Origin of the sequence: Streptomyces sp. NBC_01237, assembly GCF_035917275.1 — a bacterium.
GTDB lineage: Bacteria > Actinomycetota > Actinomycetes > Streptomycetales > Streptomycetaceae > Streptomyces.
In genome coordinates this window covers 58,276-74,542 of record NZ_CP108508.1, presented here as the reverse complement: position 1 = coordinate 74,542, position 16,267 = coordinate 58,276, and the positions used below count along the sequence as shown (strand labels likewise).

Annotated in this window: 14 protein-coding genes and 4 pseudogenes; 10 read left to right on the top strand and 8 right to left on the bottom strand. The window is 68.4% G+C overall.

Annotated elements, in window-relative coordinates; all coding sequences use genetic code 11:
- Positions 1-72: 72 nt before the first annotated feature.
- Complete coding sequence (locus tag OG251_RS00425; RefSeq protein ID WP_326674912.1) at positions 73-207, bottom strand: hypothetical protein; 135 nt, start codon at positions 205-207, stop codon at positions 73-75.
- A 1,121-nt stretch (positions 208-1,328) separates the two neighbouring features.
- Between OG251_RS00425 and OG251_RS00420 the strand changes: the two genes are divergently transcribed.
- A complete protein-coding gene (locus OG251_RS00420) occupies positions 1,329-1,946 on the top strand; it encodes a hypothetical protein (RefSeq protein ID WP_326674911.1) in 618 nt (205 codons plus the stop codon).
- A 368-nt stretch (positions 1,947-2,314) separates the two neighbouring features.
- Here the strand turns inward: OG251_RS00420 and OG251_RS00415 are convergent, their stop codons facing one another.
- Positions 2,315-4,480: an NACHT domain-containing protein gene (locus OG251_RS00415; RefSeq protein ID WP_326674910.1), complete on the bottom strand. Its 2,166-nt coding sequence runs from the start codon at positions 4,478-4,480 to the stop codon at positions 2,315-2,317.
- A 501-nt stretch (positions 4,481-4,981) separates the two neighbouring features.
- Here OG251_RS00415 and OG251_RS00410 point away from each other — a divergent pair.
- Positions 4,982-5,533 carry a DUF6879 family protein gene (locus OG251_RS00410; RefSeq protein WP_326674909.1) on the top strand — a complete coding sequence of 184 codons (552 nt, stop codon included), beginning with the start codon at positions 4,982-4,984 and terminating at the stop codon, positions 5,531-5,533.
- 7 nt (positions 5,534-5,540) lie between these two features.
- Positions 5,541-5,978: a helix-turn-helix domain-containing protein gene (locus tag OG251_RS44870; protein WP_442818291.1), complete on the top strand. Its 438-nt coding sequence runs from the start codon at positions 5,541-5,543 to the stop codon at positions 5,976-5,978.
- 137 nt (positions 5,979-6,115) lie between these two features.
- Here the strand turns inward: OG251_RS44870 and OG251_RS00395 are convergent, their stop codons facing one another.
- The 3 genes from OG251_RS00395 to OG251_RS00385 all read right to left on the bottom strand — a co-directional run bounded on the left by OG251_RS00395 (position 6,116) and on the right by OG251_RS00385 (position 7,212).
- Entirely contained in the window at positions 6,116-6,409 is a 294-nt protein-coding gene (locus tag OG251_RS00395; RefSeq protein WP_326674908.1) for a hypothetical protein, read from the bottom strand.
- The gene (locus OG251_RS00390) at positions 6,406-6,585 is read right to left on the bottom strand and encodes a hypothetical protein (RefSeq protein WP_326674907.1); all 180 of its coding nucleotides are present in this window, start codon (positions 6,583-6,585) and stop codon (positions 6,406-6,408) included. Before OG251_RS00390 ends, OG251_RS00395 begins: the two co-directional genes overlap by 4 nt.
- A 279-nt stretch (positions 6,586-6,864) precedes the next feature.
- Positions 6,865-7,212, bottom strand: a complete 348-nt coding sequence (locus OG251_RS00385) for a hypothetical protein (protein ID WP_326674906.1) — start codon at positions 7,210-7,212, stop codon at positions 6,865-6,867.
- Positions 7,213-8,035: 823 nt separating this feature from the next.
- Between OG251_RS00385 and OG251_RS00380 the strand changes: the two genes are divergently transcribed.
- Positions 8,036-9,025, top strand: a complete 990-nt coding sequence (locus OG251_RS00380; RefSeq protein WP_326674904.1) for a helix-turn-helix domain-containing protein — start codon at positions 8,036-8,038, stop codon at positions 9,023-9,025.
- Between the two features lie 213 nt (positions 9,026-9,238).
- A complete protein-coding gene (locus OG251_RS00375; protein WP_326674903.1) occupies positions 9,239-9,598 on the top strand; it encodes a peptidoglycan-binding domain-containing protein in 360 nt (119 codons plus the stop codon).
- Between the two features lie 416 nt (positions 9,599-10,014).
- On the opposite strand, the gene OG251_RS00370 is transcribed toward OG251_RS00375, so the two are convergent.
- Positions 10,015-10,443, bottom strand: a complete 429-nt coding sequence (locus OG251_RS00370) for a hypothetical protein (RefSeq protein ID WP_326674902.1) — start codon at positions 10,441-10,443, stop codon at positions 10,015-10,017.
- A 471-nt stretch (positions 10,444-10,914) separates the two neighbouring features.
- Between OG251_RS00370 and OG251_RS00365 the strand changes: the two are divergent.
- From OG251_RS00365 to OG251_RS00355, 3 genes and pseudogenes are all read left to right on the top strand, one after another.
- Positions 10,915-11,323 (top strand): annotated as a pseudogene (locus OG251_RS00365) (alpha/beta hydrolase); the annotation flags it as partial.
- A gap of 153 nt (positions 11,324-11,476) precedes the next feature.
- On the top strand, positions 11,477-12,112 hold the full coding sequence (locus OG251_RS00360) for a helix-turn-helix domain-containing protein (protein WP_442818290.1): 636 nt from the start codon (positions 11,477-11,479) through the stop codon (positions 12,110-12,112).
- Between the two features lie 94 nt (positions 12,113-12,206).
- Positions 12,207-12,761, top strand: coding sequence for a dihydrofolate reductase family protein (locus OG251_RS00355; RefSeq protein ID WP_326674899.1), 555 nt, complete (start codon positions 12,207-12,209; stop codon positions 12,759-12,761).
- A gap of 330 nt (positions 12,762-13,091) precedes the next feature.
- On the opposite strand, the pseudogene OG251_RS00350 reads toward OG251_RS00355, so the two are convergent.
- Both OG251_RS00350 and OG251_RS00345 read right to left on the bottom strand, forming a co-directional pair.
- Positions 13,092-14,070 (bottom strand): annotated as a pseudogene (locus OG251_RS00350) (transposase family protein).
- Positions 14,071-14,101: 31 nt separating this feature from the next.
- Positions 14,102-14,635 (bottom strand): GrpB family protein, encoded by a 534-nt coding sequence (locus tag OG251_RS00345; RefSeq protein WP_326674897.1) that lies wholly within the window; start codon positions 14,633-14,635, stop codon positions 14,102-14,104.
- A 52-nt stretch (positions 14,636-14,687) separates the two neighbouring features.
- On the opposite strand from OG251_RS00345, the pseudogene OG251_RS00340 reads away from it, so the two are divergent.
- Both OG251_RS00340 and OG251_RS00335 read left to right on the top strand, forming a co-directional pair.
- Positions 14,688-15,662 (top strand): annotated as a pseudogene (locus OG251_RS00340) (IS110 family transposase); the annotation flags it as partial.
- Positions 15,663-16,110: 448 nt separating this feature from the next.
- Positions 16,111-16,215, top strand: a pseudogene (locus OG251_RS00335) (recombinase family protein); the annotation flags it as partial.
- Between the last annotated feature and the right edge of the window lie 52 nt (positions 16,216-16,267).

Below are 16,267 nucleotides of genomic sequence, written 5' to 3'. Positions count from 1 at the left end.
AGGGGCTCCGTGCCCGTTGGTGCCGTTCGTCCGGGTGGTGGTGCGGTTTGCCGCAGGGCCGCCGAGCGTCCGTCAGACCGCGTCCTCGTCCTGGGGCCGCACCTCGTCTGCGGTGAGTTCGGCGCAGCTGCACGATTCCGGGTCGCCGAAGGTCGGGTACATGCAGTCGTCGTGGTGGTCCTGGCCGTCGTGCACGGTCTCGGTCACGCGGGTCCTCCCGGTGGGTGAAGTGGTGCGGTACTCCCGCACACCGCCCCGGTGCCCGAAGGGGGGCGGATCCGGGCGGAGGACAGCAAAGTTGAGGCCGGTGTGACAGGTGGGACACACGGGGGCTGCGGTGGCCGGGGGCGGCGTCGGCCGGGCCGGAGGGTTTGGACGGGCCTGATGGAGAAGCAGGAGAGCGGGCGCGGCAGGCCCCTGCCGTCTGCGCGCCCGGCACAGTCCCTTTTTCGTCTGGGGCTGTTCGGAGGCTGACCACGCCGCTGAAGGTGGAAGCCACACTGGGAGCATGAGCGAATTCGAGGACACGCTGGCCGAACTCCGCGCGGCTGCGGCACGCTTGGCCCGGCAGGCCAGGGCCCCAGCGGGCGACTTCAGAGCGTTGGTACTCTCCGCACCTACGGCGAGGAGGGGGGATGATCGTGGGAACAGAGCCGTCGAGTCCTCCGAGCCGCTGGTTCAGGGGAACGGGCCTTGGTGTCCTCTTCGGTGGACTGACCGCAGTGGTGTCCACTGCTGCCATTGGGAATGTATGGGGTGTTTGTGACATCGGCAACGGCGTAACCAATGGCATGGCTTTGCTGTTCCTTGTCCCTCTCATATGGATCGCCGCTGCGGTTTCGTGGGTGATCCTGCACAGCACCATCGGAAGACGTCATCGCAGGACAGCCCTTACTGCAGGGCTCATCTTCACCCTGTGGTTCACCTGGTTCCTTGTCACATGGCTCGGCATGCCGGACTCCTACCCCGCCCCGTTGTGCCCGGGCAACGTCCCACCCTGGTGGCCGAGCTTCATCCCAGCATGACTCCGGCGTAGCCCCTGAATGACCTCGGCAGCGGCAACCTACTCAACAGCGCCCCCGACCAGACCAGCCGTGGCACGCCAACAAGATCGTGTGAGTGGGCGTGTTGGTGGCAGCGGCTGCGCGTCAGCCGCGTTCTGTTGTCGGTTTCCTGGTCATGCGTGTGGTGGCCGGTCTGGTCCGCTGTCATGAGATGGCCAAGTGGCTGCTGCTCTTTGACCGACATGTGGTTGAACGGCTGCCGTGGGAGCGACTGCTCATATCACGAGAGTGAGAGTTCTCGGCTGGACCAGGCATTATCGCGGTATGGGTAGAGACATCTGGGGCTTCATCGAGTGCCATCGTGACTATCGGGACCATGAGGCGGACTCGTTCTGGCACGCCGCTATCGACCTGGACCATCTGGAAGTGCCGAGGAATTACGACGCCTTTGGCTGTCTGTTCGGTGTCTGCGACAACGAGCAGTTCGTGCCGGTGGCTCCTGTCCGTGGACTGCCTGAGGACGTGTCGAACCGTGTCCGCGACGGGCATGGGACGACGGGAGGGCGAAGCGCGAGTTGGGTCAGCTGGGCGGAGATCAAGCGGGTCGACTGGGATGAGGAGTCCGCCGAGCCCGATGCCTACATCCGCGAGTACTACCGTGACCCGCAGGGCGGCTGGCAGTTCCTCCAGCGGCACTACTCCGCTCCTCGGCGGTTCGTCGAGCTCTGCGGACAGTCGGCTTACATCGCGGGCCGGCCCAAGCTGCACTTCCCGGAGGGCTCCCGGTGGATCGATGGAGACCAGATGTTCCGTGTTGAACGCCTAAGGCGCCGTGACGCCGTGCCGGACGAAGAGTGGGGTCCCGTCTGGACCGTCATGCGGACCCTCGCCGAACTGCACGGCGACGACGACGTCAGGCTCGTCGTCTGGTTCGACGACTGACGTCACCCCACGGCCCCGGAAGGACCTGCGCCTTTCCTGGGAGCAGCCGTCAGGACAACGGTTTCGGCGGCCGCAGGCAGCTGCACGTTCATTGGTGACGCGGCCGCGAAGGAATGGCTGCAGCGCAACGGGCACCACGACGACGTGGCGGTGGGCCCTGAGAAGCAGCGCCTTCACGGCCCGTTCCTGGCCGGCGCCCAACGAGCCGCGGCGGTCTTGCGCCGTGACCTCCTGCTGCTGCCTGACGCCGCAGGGGATGCCCCGTTCTGGAGCACGGCATCGCCGGTGCCGGCACGTGCTGTAGGTTCCAGGCCGCTTCGACCGCTTGGCACCAAAGGTCTGCGTTGGTGTAAATGCCCGGCCCGAGTTCAGGGGTGGGGGTGGTCGGTGAGCCATTGCTGGAGTTCGCGATGGCGGAACTGGTAGCAGGGCCCGCTGTAGCGCAGGAGGCCAGCGGTGACGGCCCAGTCGAGGAAAACAGCGAGGCGGAAGGGGAGCTTGTCGCGTGAGCACAGCAAGAACACGCCGTATCTCCGCGCCGCGCGAGCGAACCCGCTAGCGCACCCGACCACAAGCCCAACCATCCACCCGGCCGTGAGTCCGAACGTGACTCCGGCCAGGGGCTCGTCCGTGATTCCGCCTGGGAATCCGGCCAGGAGTCCGGCTAGGAGTCCGGTAAGGAATCCGGTCATGGGGCAGATCAAGAGCCCGTAGACCATGTCGTCGCGGATAATCGCCCGAGGTTTGGCCACGGTGGTCGGCTCCCCTTTGAGCCCGCGCATCAGTCCACCCGCGAGCCCGCCGACAAGCCCGAGGCTGAACCCGATCCCGAGCCAGAGCACGATCTCATACCCGAACCCATCAACGAGCTCAAGCCCGAGCCGGAACCTGAACCCGACCCCGAGCAGGAGCCCGAGGTCGCCGAGCCCGAGCCGGAGCCCGAGGCCGACCACGAGCCCAACCGCGAACCAGCCCCTGAACCAGGTCTTGAACCCGGCCTCGAACCCACCTGCCAGCCCACCCATGAATCCGCCGGTGAGGCCGGTCACGATGCCTAGTGCGATCCCGAGCCCGAACGTGATCGCTCCCGGGCTCGGGTTCGGGAGTCTGAGCGCAATGCCGATCGCGAAGCCGACGGCGAACCAGGCCTTGAATCCGGCCCAGAACCTGGCCATGACCCCGCCCTGGAGCGCTCCTCGGTTTAGACGGAGACGGTTGGGTCTGGGCGTCGGGCGCCAGTCGATGACACCGGCGACTACGGAGACTGCCGCGAACACGGAGATCGTGATGATCTTTTCGGTGCTGTCCCCGAGGGGGTTATTGAGGAACACAGCGATGGTGAAGAGCAACGAAACGAGGGCGAGAGCGAGGGCGGTGAGGATGAGGTCGGTGATGCGGACGCGGGCGGTGCCTGCGAGGGGCCAGAGTTGATGGAGGGCGATGTCGGTGGTTGGGGTGTTTGTGGTGGTGCCGGTGAGGTGGTGAAGCCAGCGGTGGACGTCTTCGGGCCGGTAGCGGTGGGGGTTGGGGGTGTTGGCGATGGTGGCGGGGATGTAGCGGGCCAGGAGGTGCTGGTCGAGGTCGTGCCCGTCGGTGTGGTGGAGGAGTTCTGAGGGGTTGTCGTCGCGGTGGTAGACGGTGGCGGTCAGACACAGTCGCCAGGGCGTTGACAGGATGGTGGCGAGTGGGCCGGCGGGCTGGGTGTCAAGGTGGTCGATCAGCGGCTGCCAGCGGGGTATGTCCAGGGCCCGGTCACGGAGGTAGGCCACGGTGCGGCGGGTGTCGATGGGGGCGATGGCGACGCGGGCGGCGTCGATCAGCCGGGACACAGGGGCGAGCGCGTCGTAGTGCCCAGTACGGCAGGTCAGGATGAGGGGGCCTGCCTCCCGGCCGTCCTGGTAGGCGTTGAGAGCCTCCAGAACCTTGCGAGCACGGGGCGCCTCGGGGTCGGGGGTGCCATCCGCGAGCAGGGGGTCCATCTCGTCCAGCCCGTCCAGGACGGGCAGCACCATCCCGTGAGCCACCAGTTCGGCAGCCATGTCGGCAGGCCATTTGTAGGCGTCGGTCAGACGTCGCACCAGCAGGGCGGTCAGGGGCTGGTCGGTGTTCCACTGGGCCAGTGGGATCCGGACCGGGACGGGATCGCCCTCGGCACGTTGGTCGATGAGGGCGAGCATGAGTTCCAGGGCCAGGACAGTCTTCCCCGCCCCGGCAGCCCCGGTGACGACCAGACGCCGGGGCTGGGTGGAGCGGTAGTACTCCAGGACATCGGGCAGGGTAGCGGGACCGTCAGCGAACGTACGCCCGGCGGGCGGAGCCGCCGCGCCCCGCGCGGCCGCGGACTGCAGAACATAGGTGAGATTGATGCGACGGGTGTCGGCACCGAGCAACTGCGACCGCACCGGGCTCTCGCTCTCCCTGACCTGCCGGGCGAGCCGTCCGGCACGACTACGCGCGACCTCAACACTGCTGTCCTCGACCGGCTTACGCAACGCCACGACCGCGACCACCAGACTGGTCACAGCGATCGGCACACCCATAAGAGTCGCAACATCAGCGGACTTAAGCCCACGCCCACTGGCGATGCTCCATACGGCGAAAGTCACGCCCGCTACGACCAACACCGCACAAGCAACGTGCACGGCCTGCCACTTACGCCGATCACGGCGCTCCCCCAATGCGAGCATCACCCGATCATGCCGCCTCGCCGGACACATCGTGACCCGTTCGGCCCGCTTCGTGAACACCACCCACCCTGGACCGCGGCCACTCAACCTGCTGGCACCACCGCGCTACGGCCCCGCGACGGACGCCTACCCGCAGCACCGGAGCGCACCGCCCGCTGCGCCCAGAGCCACGCCTGTCTCGTACGAGCCCTCTACACGCTGGACCGCCTCACCGAACCCCTTCCGGTCGCCACGTAGTTCGGTCGGAAGACCGGCCCCAAGATCTCAGGGCCTACACGCACACCAGTGCGATGCCACCGCACCCAGGCCCACGACCTCACACGGTGTCGATCGTGAGGGAGGCGTGCGATGCGGCGGAACGAGCTGCTGAACAGCGCGACGCTCGCCGAGCTGCCCGCCAACACCCACCGCACGGCGGTCCACCTGGAGATGCGCGACCAGTACGCGGTGGGCGATGAGACGGACGACTACGCGACGTTCCTGCGCACCGGCATCCCGACCTTCGACCCGGGCCGCTCGTTCTGGCCGCAGCGGATGCCGCTCGTTCAAGACGCGGTTGCCCGCGTCGTGGCGATGCGCCGGGCGCGGATCGTCTCCGAGCCGGTCACCGACTACATCCGCTACGAGCACGCCATCACCCCGCTCAACCTCCAGGCCGGGGAGGACGTCCGCTGGCTTCCCCGCCGCCACGCCTCCGACATCCCGCTGCCCGGCAACGACTTCTGGCTCCTGGACGGGACGCTCGTGCAGTTCCACCACTTCACCGGAACCGGTGACTGGGTAGCGGACGGCAAAGAGCGCACCGACGACCGGGCCGCGGCCGCGCTGTGCACCACGGCGTTCGAGACGGTGTGGGAGCGCGGCATCCCTCACGAGAAGGACACCCTCCAGGCCCTCTGAACAGCCCGTGACCGTCTCTCCCTCCTCCAGCGCGCAGGCCGCCCGTGAAGCGCTCGCCGTGCGGCTCACGCACCTGCGCAAGGACGCTGGCCTCACCGGGCGCGAACTCTCCGCCCGGTTCGGCTGGCATCTGGCGAAGACGAGCAGGATCCAGAAGGGCGACGCCGCGCCCTCGGACACCGACATCCGCACTTACAAAGCAGATGTCGGCGGTTCGAATGCTCCACCCGACTGGGTACTCACCCGCCGCCGGGCCATCGGAGACCGCATCCGCGCAGCCCGGCTCACCACTGGCCTGACGCAGGAGCAGGTAGCCCTGCGCATCGGGATGGACCGGGCCACGTACAACCGGATCGAGATGGGCCCCTCGGCCGCGCTGATCGACAGCCTCATCCTCATTGCCGACGCCCTGGGCACAGATCTCGCCGACTTCGTCCGGAAGTAGCCCGGCCGGTCACCGGAGTCCGTGCCGGTTCGGGTCGTGGCAGCCACCTTTCGTGGTGCCGCATCCGGAGCAGCCCTGCCCGCCTTCGTCGTTCGCGGTCGGGGCGGGAAGCGTCGCGCTGGTCATCGTGGTTCCGTTCAGGTGGTGTGGCAGGGGCAGGCGCAGTCGGGACGCCGGCAGTGGCCGTGGCCGTCGGCGAGGTGGGGTTGCCGTGCTGCGCGGCAGGAGGTGCTGTGTGTGTCGCCGCAGAGCTGCTCGGCCAGGGCCAGGACGTCATCGAGCCGGGCCCCGGCGGCTGCCGCTTGGGCCAGTTCGGTGTTCGTGACCGGTTGGCCGTGCCACAGGAGGGTGATCCCGTGTTCGGGGCACCGGGCCATGCTGTCGGTCTCGTTCGCGAAGTCGTGGACGCCGCCGCTGTGGTGGCACTTCACTCGGGCCCCCTCCCCGTGCCGTCCGGGGGAGGGGCCGGGGTGTTCGGCCATTCCCGTTGGTCGCTGGGGGCACGCCGGTCGTAGTGGGGTCCGGTGTGGCCGGGTGGCTGGGTGCATCGGGCGTACGTGCCGGGGTTCTCGGCCCAGCAGTACCCGTACCCGATGGGCGTGTTCATCGGCGTACCTTCTTCCACGCGCGGCCGAGCCGTATGACGGTCGCGCACTGCGCCCCCGTACGGCAGGTGGCGCACGCCAGGGTGTGCCCCAGATACGCCAGATACGCAAGCTCCGGGGGCGGGACTGCGGTCCGCTGCCGCGTCGGCGCCATCACCGGGCCGCCCTCCGCCCCGAGCACGCCAGGGCGTCCACACACTCGCGGGGGAACCAGGTGTACGCGGCACCGGTGGCAGGGGTGACCCGCTCGGTTGGAGCGGACCGGAGTGCCGTTGTGATCGTCAGGTGCCCAGGGTCCGCCAGGCAGCACACGTGCCCGCGTCGATCAGCTTCGTAGACCAGTGCCCGAGGCAGGCGCGGAAGCGGATGTCGTCGCTCTCCGCGAAGTCCTTGTTCTTGAAACGGGTGGTGGCGGAACCGTCAGCGTTGTAGATGAAGCCCCAACGGGTGACTCTGTTTTGGGGGTCGATGGTTTCCCACTGGGCGACTGCGGAGTAGCCGTCCGATACCCCCTCCATGACGTGGAACCAGTCGCCGACGCCCTCGTAGCGGACCTGGGCCCTCTGGTCGCTGTAGTGGGGGGGAGCACTCCCAGCCGTCGCCGGTAGGGCCAGTGGTGGCGGTGGCACGCTCGGTTTCGGCCGAGGCGGCGGATGCCTGGGTCACGGTGAGAAGGAGGGCGGCGGAGAGGGCGCCTGCAACGGTGCCTATTCGCGTGAGGGGGGCGACGCTTGATCACGGGGTTCCTTCTGTCGGCAGCGTTGACATGCACAGGAGGTCAACGAAGCGAGGAGGACCATGTTCAGTATTGAAGGAACTCAGCGGAACTACCTCACCATCGGCGAACGTGCCCTGCCCCAACCGAGGCCGGGACAGGGCACGTTCATTCGCTCGGGAAGCACGAAGCCCCCGGCAACGGGGGCGTGGTGTGCCTCTCTCGGGTTGAAGGGAGTCAGGGACTGGGGCGGACATGGAGCGGCGCCCGCCCGGTCGGGGCGGGTTGTCGTGACCTATGCGTGCCGGGTGTAGCGCGGGGCGGTGTGGCACCGCGAGGATGGACAGGACACCGGACTGGGGGAGAGGCTCAGATGGATATGGCGCAGTGTGATGTGCGGTTGGCCGGTACGGGCGGTCTATGTCGAGTCCACTCCGGGGCACTGCTCGCGGATGCCGGTGCTGTGCCGTGTGTGACGCCCGTACGGATCTGAACCTGAGTGCGCGCGGCGAGGATGCGTGGGTCACGTGCCCGGCTGGGTATATGACCCGGGACTGACGGCTGACTCCGGACGCGGTCCGTGACGTCGCTGCGGCGGCTGGTGAGGCGGGCGTCGCTGTGGTGCCGGCCGATGCGGAGATCTGGGTGCGGGTCCCGGCCTCGACGCGTGTCCTGCCCGATTACGAGGACATCGCCTGATCGCTGGCCGGACCGCATCGATCGCGCAGGAGGCAAGGTTGATAGAGACGGTCTTCGAGAATCAGGATCTGCCGGCCGGGGAGCGGTTCGAGTGCTGGCGCGACATGGCGTGCGAGAGTCATTCTCCGCATGACATACGGACCGAGCACACGGCTGATTTCCCCGCCACCATGCGCCTGCTGCGGTTGGGACCGCTGCAGCTGTCCGCCTACGGATGCCCTCCTGTGCAGGCCGTACGCAGCCGGAAGCACATTGCGCGCTCGGACCCGGAGGTGGTGCACCTGTCGTGCGTGGTGCGGGGAAGGATGGTCCTCAGCGACGGTGCCCAGGAAGCCGTAGGCGCGCCAGGGGGCCTGCTCCTGTTCAGCAGTTCCCGCCCCTATCAGGGGCACCGCGAAGCGGCGTCCGGTGCAGTGAAGGCTGTTGACTTGGTGATCCCGCATTCCCTGTTGCCGCTGCATGGCGGGTTCGCCGGTCGTTGCCTTCCTCGGCGTCTGCACGGTTCGCCGGAAGTCGGTCGGCTGCTCGTGCAGCTGATCACCCATCTGTCCACCAGCGCCACGGACTATGGACCTGAGGAGGGCACGCGTCTGGGAGCTGCCGCGCTGGACCTCGCCGCCGTCCTCGTCGCCGAGACTTCGGGTTCCTCCGCCGGCGTGCCGCCGGAAGTTCGCGAGAGCGTGCTGCTCAAGCGTGCCCGCAGCTTCATTCTTCGCAATCTGGGCGACCCGGAACTGGACCCGTCGACGGTAGCCGCCGCGCACCACGTCTCCCTACGCTCCTTGCAGCGTCTCTTCCAGCAGCAGGGCACCACAGTGGCCGCGTTCATCCGCGGGCAGCGCCTGGAACACGCCCGCCGTGAGTTGGAGGACCCCCGGCTGAGTACGCAGCCGATCCGCGCCGTCGCAGCCCGTTGGGGATATCTCCGGCCGGGGGACTTCACCAGAGCGTTCTGCGCCGCCTACGGTCTGCCGCCCCGCGACTACCGTGCCCTCTCCCTCGGCGACCAGGCTGGCGCGCCTCGCTAAGAGTCTGGCGTGCGCTGACAACGACTGCCCGGACGGCCGGTGACAGGCTGTCCCGTGCACCTGGAGATCAGGGCGAAGAGGGGCGAACGCCGAGTCATGAAGCAACCCAGCGGTGGGCCCCCTCGTGCCCGAGATCGCTTTGCTGCCGCGCCATGTACGGCCGGAGTCTCGTCCGGCCTGGATCACTCACCTAGCTAGGGGGAATGCTCGCTCATGTTCAACCGACGCAAGATATTCACCGCTTTGGCCGCCGCCACCATGGTGGCCGGACTCACGGCCGGCACCGCCGCAGCCGCCACACCGACCACCGGCACGCAGCAGGGGGCCGAGTACTCGGCAATTGGCTGCGGCTACTACAGCGGCACTGCTCTCACGGTCCGCGGAAACACGGGAAACCGCGTCAAGGAAGTCCAGTGCCTGCTGATCTTCTGGGGCTTCAGCGTCGGCTCTGAGGGCGTCGACGGCAATTTCGGCGCCAACACGGAAGGGGCCGTCCGGCAGTTCCAGGACTGGTACGGCGGCCTGGTTACGGACGGGAAGGTAGGCACTAACACCTGGCGTGCCCTGCGCTGACCTGACGACGGACAACGGGTACCCGACGGTATCGCCGGGTACCCACACGCGAGGTGCGTGTGAGTCGCCCATGCCTCACGACCCGGCGGGCGTCGGGGCGGCGACCTCGGAGTGCGGCGTGCCGTAGTTGGCGGAGGGGAGCGGCCCGAAGACCCCAGGCCCTGCACGCACGCCAGTGCGATGCCGCAGCTCAAGAGCCCGCGGCATCGCACTCAAGTGCGTGTAGGGCCTGGGCGGCGCCGCTGGCCCGGACAGCGAGAGCCAGGTCCGTCAGCACGGCAAATGCGCATGAGCGGAGCTCGCCACGGGAGTGAGCAACGCCAGGCTCGGCTGCGGCTGCGCCCCGGTCCTCACCGGGCGATGGGCACCACGCTCCGGCACGGGAGCGGCGGACAACCGGTCGTGCTTCGTCGGCGTCAGGAAGCGGCCGCGCGTGCTGCCTCCAGCTCGGCGACTAGCCGCACGACCCGCCTGTTCCGGGCCCGGCCGAAGCTGTGTCCCGACAGCATGTGCAGCTGGTCCGTCCCGCCGGGGGCCAGCACCAGCTCCGGGACGTCGGACGAGTACACCGCGCCCGACACGACAGCCAGCCGAACCTCCCGGATGTCCGTCCACGCGTGGGAGCGGGCGTTGAGCAGCCCGGAGTACCTCAGCCCGTCCGGCCCGTAACGGACGCCGAACACCGGCGCGCGGAATGTCAGCACCACACCCGGCACGCCCAGGATGACGACCGGGAGCAGATGGACCACATGCCTAGCTCCCATCGCCAGCACGACGGCGATCAGCAGGCACGCACCGCCCATCAGGAAGTAGCCGGTCGCCCCGAGAGGGCGCCTCTTCCGCATGTCTGCCCCCCCCAGTTCCCTGGCTCGCGGTGTCGCCCGAGGTCCGGGGCGTCATGGACCAGCTTACGAATGGCGGGTCGCACACCGCCAAGGGCAGTACCGGCGAAACCTGCGGCCCCCGGTCCCGCCGAGCGGAGACGGCCGGAGTGCTTCGGCGCGAGCGCGTCCCGTGCGGGCAGTGCGGCGCCCTCGACGCCGCATGCGCCGCATGCCGCGGCCGGATCCAGTGCCCCAGCTGCCAGGCCACAGGATCCCGCTCCTGCCCGACTGCGACGGCACTGTGCAGCACCGGCGCTCCGCGGGCAAGGGCAGGACCGTGACCTGGACAGAGGGCGTCATCACCAGAACGCCCAGCACCGGCGAGGTCAAACTTCCCGCATACGGCGTGCCCCGCCTCGCACGCCAGCAAGTACGCGAACGCGGCACCTGGACCCCGACGGGCCTCACCGACAACGACCCCCTTGCGCGACCGCCTCCGAACACCGCGCGCTCATCGCGCGCGTGCAGGCAACGTCCCGCACACAGGGGCTCATGCCGACGATGGCCGTGTTCGCCGCAGGTCTGAAAGAGGCCGACGTCACCACCGAACCGAAGAACGGGATCAGGCTTCCGCCCCACGCAACGGCGCGGGGCCGAGCAGACGATGGCCAACCTGCCGTACTTCGTCGGGCGCATCGTGCCCAGCCTCATGTCCTACGCTCCGGACATCCACCGGCTGGAGGCGCTGTCGGACCGGCTCGTACTCGCCTGCGGCCAGGACTCACGCGGCGAGTTGTCCTGCCGTCCGGCCGCTCTCATGGCCGAGCGTCTCGGCACGGAACTCCAGCACTTCCCAGGCGGGCACACCGGCCTGACCACACACCCCGCCGAGTTCGGCTAACTCCCGGAAGGGCTTCCGCGCGACGTGACACACTGGCGGTGCAGGCGGCGGTGAACGGGGGCGATCCGGTTGGGTCTGGAGATCGAGAGTCGGCCGTCGGAGTTGCCGTACATCGAGAGGGTATGGCGCAGCCGCAGCATCGAGGGCCGTCGGATGACGTCGATCGCGGCGTCGCATTGGGAGCTTGTCTTCTGGGAGCACGACGGCCAGACGCAGGCGGCCGTGCTGGGCCCGGAGCCCAGGGCCTGTCCGGCTCCCGTTCCCGAGGACGCCACGTTCTTCGGTATCAGCTTCGCTCTCGGCACCTCGATGCCTCACGTGCCGATCAGCCGGCTTGTAGGTGGCAGCGTGGAGATCCCGGACGTGACGCGGCGCTGCGTGTGGCTGAAGGGTTCCGCCTGGCACGTGCCCGATTACGACAACGCGGAGGTGTTCGTGCGGCGCATGGTGCGCGAGGGCATCGTGGACTACGACCCGATCGTGCCCGCGGTGCTCAGCGGCGCGGCCCCCGATGTCTCCGAGCGGACCCTCCAGCGGCGTTTCGTCGCGGCAACGGGCCTCACCCGGGGTGCCATCCGGCAGATCCACCGTGCCCGCGAGGCGGCGGTTCTGATCCAGGATGGGGTGCCGGCGCAGGACGTCGTGCACCAGCTTGGCTATTTCGACCAGCCGCACCTGGCGCGGTCCCTGACCCGGTTCATCGGCCGGACTGCCACTCAGCTGAGTGCTCCGGACGGGGCGGAGCCGCTGTCGCTTCTGTACAAGCCCACCTCCCCGGTGCCCGCATAGTCTTCCTGACGCAGCCGACGGGATCGGCCCGCCCTGGCCGGAGCGCTATGCGGCCGGGACCGGGCAGAGGCCCCGAACTCATTACGGAGGAATCATGCGCAAGGTCGTTTCGGGTCTGTTCGTCTCGCTCGATGGTGTCGCCCAGTCGCCGAACGAGTGGCAGTTCGCCTTCGACGAGGAGATGGGCGCGGCACTGGGAAAGACGCTGGAGACGGCCGACACCATTCTGCTGGGCCGGGCGACCTTCACCGAGTGGGCCGGGTACTGGCCGACAGTGACCGACGGCGAGGACGCCGGCTTCGCCAAGTGGATCAATGACTCGCCCAAGTACGTCGTCTCCTCCACGCTGTCCAGCGTGGAGGACTGGGCGAACAGCACGCTCATCAACGGTGATCTGGGGGCCGCGATCGAGGAGCTCAAGGCGGGCGAGGGGAAGGACATCACCGTCGCGGGCAGCCCCACACTGGTGCGTTCGCTCCTGGAGCAGGACCTGCTGGACGAACTGGTACTGCTGATCCACCCGGTGGTGGCCGGCGAGGGCCGCAAGAAGCTGTTCGCCGACGACGCCACCATGAAGAAGCTGGAGCTGGTCAGCGCTCAGCCGACCAGCAGCGGAGTGATCATCGCGACCTACCGCCCGACGCGCTGAGCACTGCTCGACGCGGGCCGTGTGTGCGACATCCCGCGAGTTCCCCTGAGCTCCGCTGAGCCTCTGTCCCTGGGCCAGGGGGTTCTTCCTCCTTCGTGTGCTCTGCGACCTTGTGAGAGACCGTCCGTGAACTGAACTCGTGCTATGGGTGGGATAGTTGGCATTCAGGGCGATCCGGTTCTTGGGTCTTCGGCCCGTCGGTGGCTGTGGTGGTCTAGGGCTATGAGCTGTTCTTGCATTTCAAGGCGCCGGGTGGCCGTCAGGCCAGTAACGACTCGGCACGCGATTGAGGTCGGGGTGTGCTGGCCTGGCCGTTCGGCTGGTGGGTGATCAGCAGGCGGTCTGGTGGGCGAGCACGAGTTCGGTGCTCGTGCGCCGCCGGGTGGGCCTGCGGGCCGCGCGGTCTGAGACCGGTGTGGCGATGGCAGCGTGTGTTTCGGTGTAGGACTCGCGACGGCCGAGGTATCGCTGGAGCGGCCGCCACTTCTTTTCCTCGCCGATGGTGTGCTCCACGCAGATCCGCGCGGAGGACTGCCGTCGGCGCGCCTCGCGCCAGGCGTACTTCTCGCCCAGTGGCGCTTTGTCCTTCGGCTTGCGTGGCGGTGCCTGGACCTGGCCTGGGAAGTCGTTGGCCGGGCCCCGGTAGCCCTCGTCGACCTTCGCCTTGACCTGCGGATGCAGCCGCAGTTGCTCGGCGATGCCCTCGGTGCGCATCGCGGTCTGGTCGTGCATCCGGCCTGGCCGGTCGGCCCCGGACCACAGCAGGCGTGCCGAGCCGTCGCTGATGGTGGTGGTCTTGGCTGTGCTCTGCTTCTTCTTGCCGGAGACGAACGCCTTGCGGCCGGAGCGGCCGGCCTTGGGGCGGCGGACCTGGGTTTCGGTGCCGTCGATGCACAGTTCGACACCTTCGGCCTTGGCGTAGGCGAATACGTCGGCCAGGGTGTGCAGCCGGAGGCCGGGCCGGTCGGGGACGGCGAAGCCGCGGGAGGCCAGCAGCAGGCGGATCTCATGGATGGCGCGGGGTGACGGTGGGGCGGGAGACGCTGTAGAGCTCGGCCAGTGCCGCGTGGGGCAGTTGCAGGCGCAGGTGAACCAGGGTGACCAGGACCCGGTCGCTGAAGACCAGTTTGTGGTCCGGCCCGGCTCCGGCGGCCCGATTGCGCTCTCCGCCACGACGTTCACGCAGCCCGGACTCGCACCGCCTCAGCCAGGGGTCGGCCAACTCCTCGATCAAAAGGCCGAGATGTGCACGATCAAGGCCGCAGAAGGCAGGATGGGTCAAGGCCGCACGGGCTCGGTAATGCGTCACATCATCACCAACCCGTGCGGCCGCCGCCACGTCACGGTTCTCCGGCGGCCCGAGCGGCGTAGGACTTCGCGACCAGTTCCTCCACCAGAGCACCCTTCGCCGCCGAGTACTCCTGCCTGCCCTCGCTGTCGGCACGGAACCGCTGCGCGAGGGCCACCTTCAACGCCCTGTAGCGCCGGACTTCATCGGGCCGCTGACACAGGTAGTCACGGAGCAGGATGTGATCAAGGTGGGGCTTGGAACCTGAGACCACGCCGTACAGGTGATGTTCGGGAGCGGCAGACGGGCCTTGAAAGGCCTCCCGTCCCGGAATCCCCAGATCACCTTCGGGCCGGTAACCCTGCCCGGTGAGCCGGGAGATCAGTTCGGGCATGGCGGCGTCCTCGGCCACCACAATGTCAAGGTCGATGATCGGCTTGGCCGCGCATCCGGGCACGGCTGTGCTTCCGACATGCTCGATGGATACAGCCAGATCCGCGACGTGAGGTGCAAGTCGCTGCCGCAGATCCTGGAATTGCTCAGCCCATTGGGGGTCGTAGTCGCTGACCACGATCATGCCAGTCATGCTGGCAGTCTCCCAGGATCGCCAGGGCCCATCGAGTCGCTCCGAGGGCCCTGGTTATCGCGTACCGAGTCGTTACCTGCCCGGACTCGCGATGCGCCGAATCGCCGATCTTTATCCGGGCGAGGCGAAAACGGACGCGAAGGACGCGGCGGTGATCGCGGACGCGGCCCGGACGATGCCTCACACGCTGCGGTCGCTGGAGCTGACCGACGAGATCACCGCCGAGCTCACGGTCCTGACCGGCTTCGACCAGGACCTCGCGGCCGAGGCGACCCGCACCTCCAACCGGATACGCGGCCTGCTCACCCAGTTCCACCCGTCGCTGGAGCGCGTTCTCGGTCCCCGGCTGGACCACCCGGCCGTCACCTGGCTGCTGGAACGCCACGGATCTCCGGCCGCCCTGCGGAAAGCAGGCCGCCGCAGACTTGTCGAGCTGATCCGGCCCAAGGCCCCGCGGATGGCGCAGAGGCTGACCGACGAGGTCTTCGACGCTCTCGACGAGCAGACCGTCGTTGTTCCCGGCACGGGCACCCTCGACAGCGTGATCCCGTCGCTGGCCGCCTAGCTCGCCGCGGTCCATGACCAGCGCCGGGCACTGAAAGCCCAGATCAGCACCCTGCTGGAGGCCCACCCTCTTCACCCGGTCCTGACCTCGATGCCCGGAGTCGGAGTCAGGACCGCCGCTGTCCTTCTGGTCACCGTCGGCGACGGCGCCGGTTTCCCCAGCGCCGCCCACCTCGCCTCTCACGCCGGCCTCGCCCCGACGACAAGATCGTCGGGGACCTCGATCCACGGCGAACACGCACCCAGAGGCGGAAACCGGCAGCTCAAACGCGCCATGTTCCTCTCCGCATTCGCCTGCATGAATGCCGACCCGGCCTCCCGCACCTACTACGACCGGCAACGCGCCCGCGGCGAAACCCACACCCAAGCCCTCCTCCGCCTCGCCCGTCAACGCATCAGTGTCCTCTTCGCCATGCTCCGGGACGGCACCTTCTACGAGCCTTGCCCCCACCGTCACCCTCGCCGCATAACCATCCCAAACAGCCTCATACCCGGCACCACATCCTTGACGAACGACATAGAGACACCCCCCCCCGCGAAGCTGGAACGAATGTGCGCGCGGGCCGGGCGGTTCCGGCTCGGTTTCCCACCGGTACCGGGCCCTGCCCTGCAACCGGTCAGGCGCTCGATCTGTCCTGTCGGGTATGAGTCCCCAGGTCGGAAAGTTCGTCGGGCCGATCTGGTGCTCGTGGACACCGAGGAGGTCGACGAGCTGCCACCCGGTCAGGGGTATCGCCGAGGTGAGCCCAAAGGGGCCACGAGATGATCTTGGGAACCTGAACGCCTGGCCCGTCACCCATCCGGCGCAGTGTCGTTGGTGGTGTTGACCTTCGTCTGGGGTCTGGGGTGGGCGGCTCGGCCGCGACGCCGCCGAACTCACCGCCCTCGCCGACCACCTCACCGCCCACGGCCTCATCCTGGAGATGCTCGCCGGGCCCCTGCCCGGCATCTACGACCCGACCGGCCCGGGGAAGCCGCTGTTCGCGTTCTTCGCCGCGATGGCGGAGACCGAGCGGGAGAACATCCGCGAGTCCACCCTCGAAGGGCTCGACACCGCGGCCCGCAAGG

Excerpts from the sequence above, each read along its gene's own strand:
- OG251_RS00420 (WP_326674911.1), top strand. The coding sequence starts at position 1,329 with ATGGGTAGAGACATCTGGGGCTTCATCGAGTGCCATCGTGACTATCGG.
- OG251_RS00410 (WP_326674909.1), top strand. The coding sequence starts at position 4,982 with ATGCGGCGGAACGAGCTGCTGAACAGCGCGACGCTCGCCGAGCTGCCC.
- OG251_RS00390 (WP_326674907.1), bottom strand. The coding sequence starts at position 6,585 with ATGAACACGCCCATCGGGTACGGGTACTGCTGGGCCGAGAACCCCGGC.
- OG251_RS00375 (WP_326674903.1), top strand. The coding sequence starts at position 9,239 with ATGTTCAACCGACGCAAGATATTCACCGCTTTGGCCGCCGCCACCATG.
- OG251_RS00370 (WP_326674902.1), bottom strand. The coding sequence starts at position 10,443 with ATGCGGAAGAGGCGCCCTCTCGGGGCGACCGGCTACTTCCTGATGGGC.
- OG251_RS00360 (WP_442818290.1), top strand. The coding sequence starts at position 11,477 with ATGACGTCGATCGCGGCGTCGCATTGGGAGCTTGTCTTCTGGGAGCAC.
- OG251_RS00355 (WP_326674899.1), top strand. The coding sequence starts at position 12,207 with ATGCGCAAGGTCGTTTCGGGTCTGTTCGTCTCGCTCGATGGTGTCGCC.
- OG251_RS00345 (WP_326674897.1), bottom strand. The coding sequence starts at position 14,635 with ATGACTGGCATGATCGTGGTCAGCGACTACGACCCCCAATGGGCTGAG.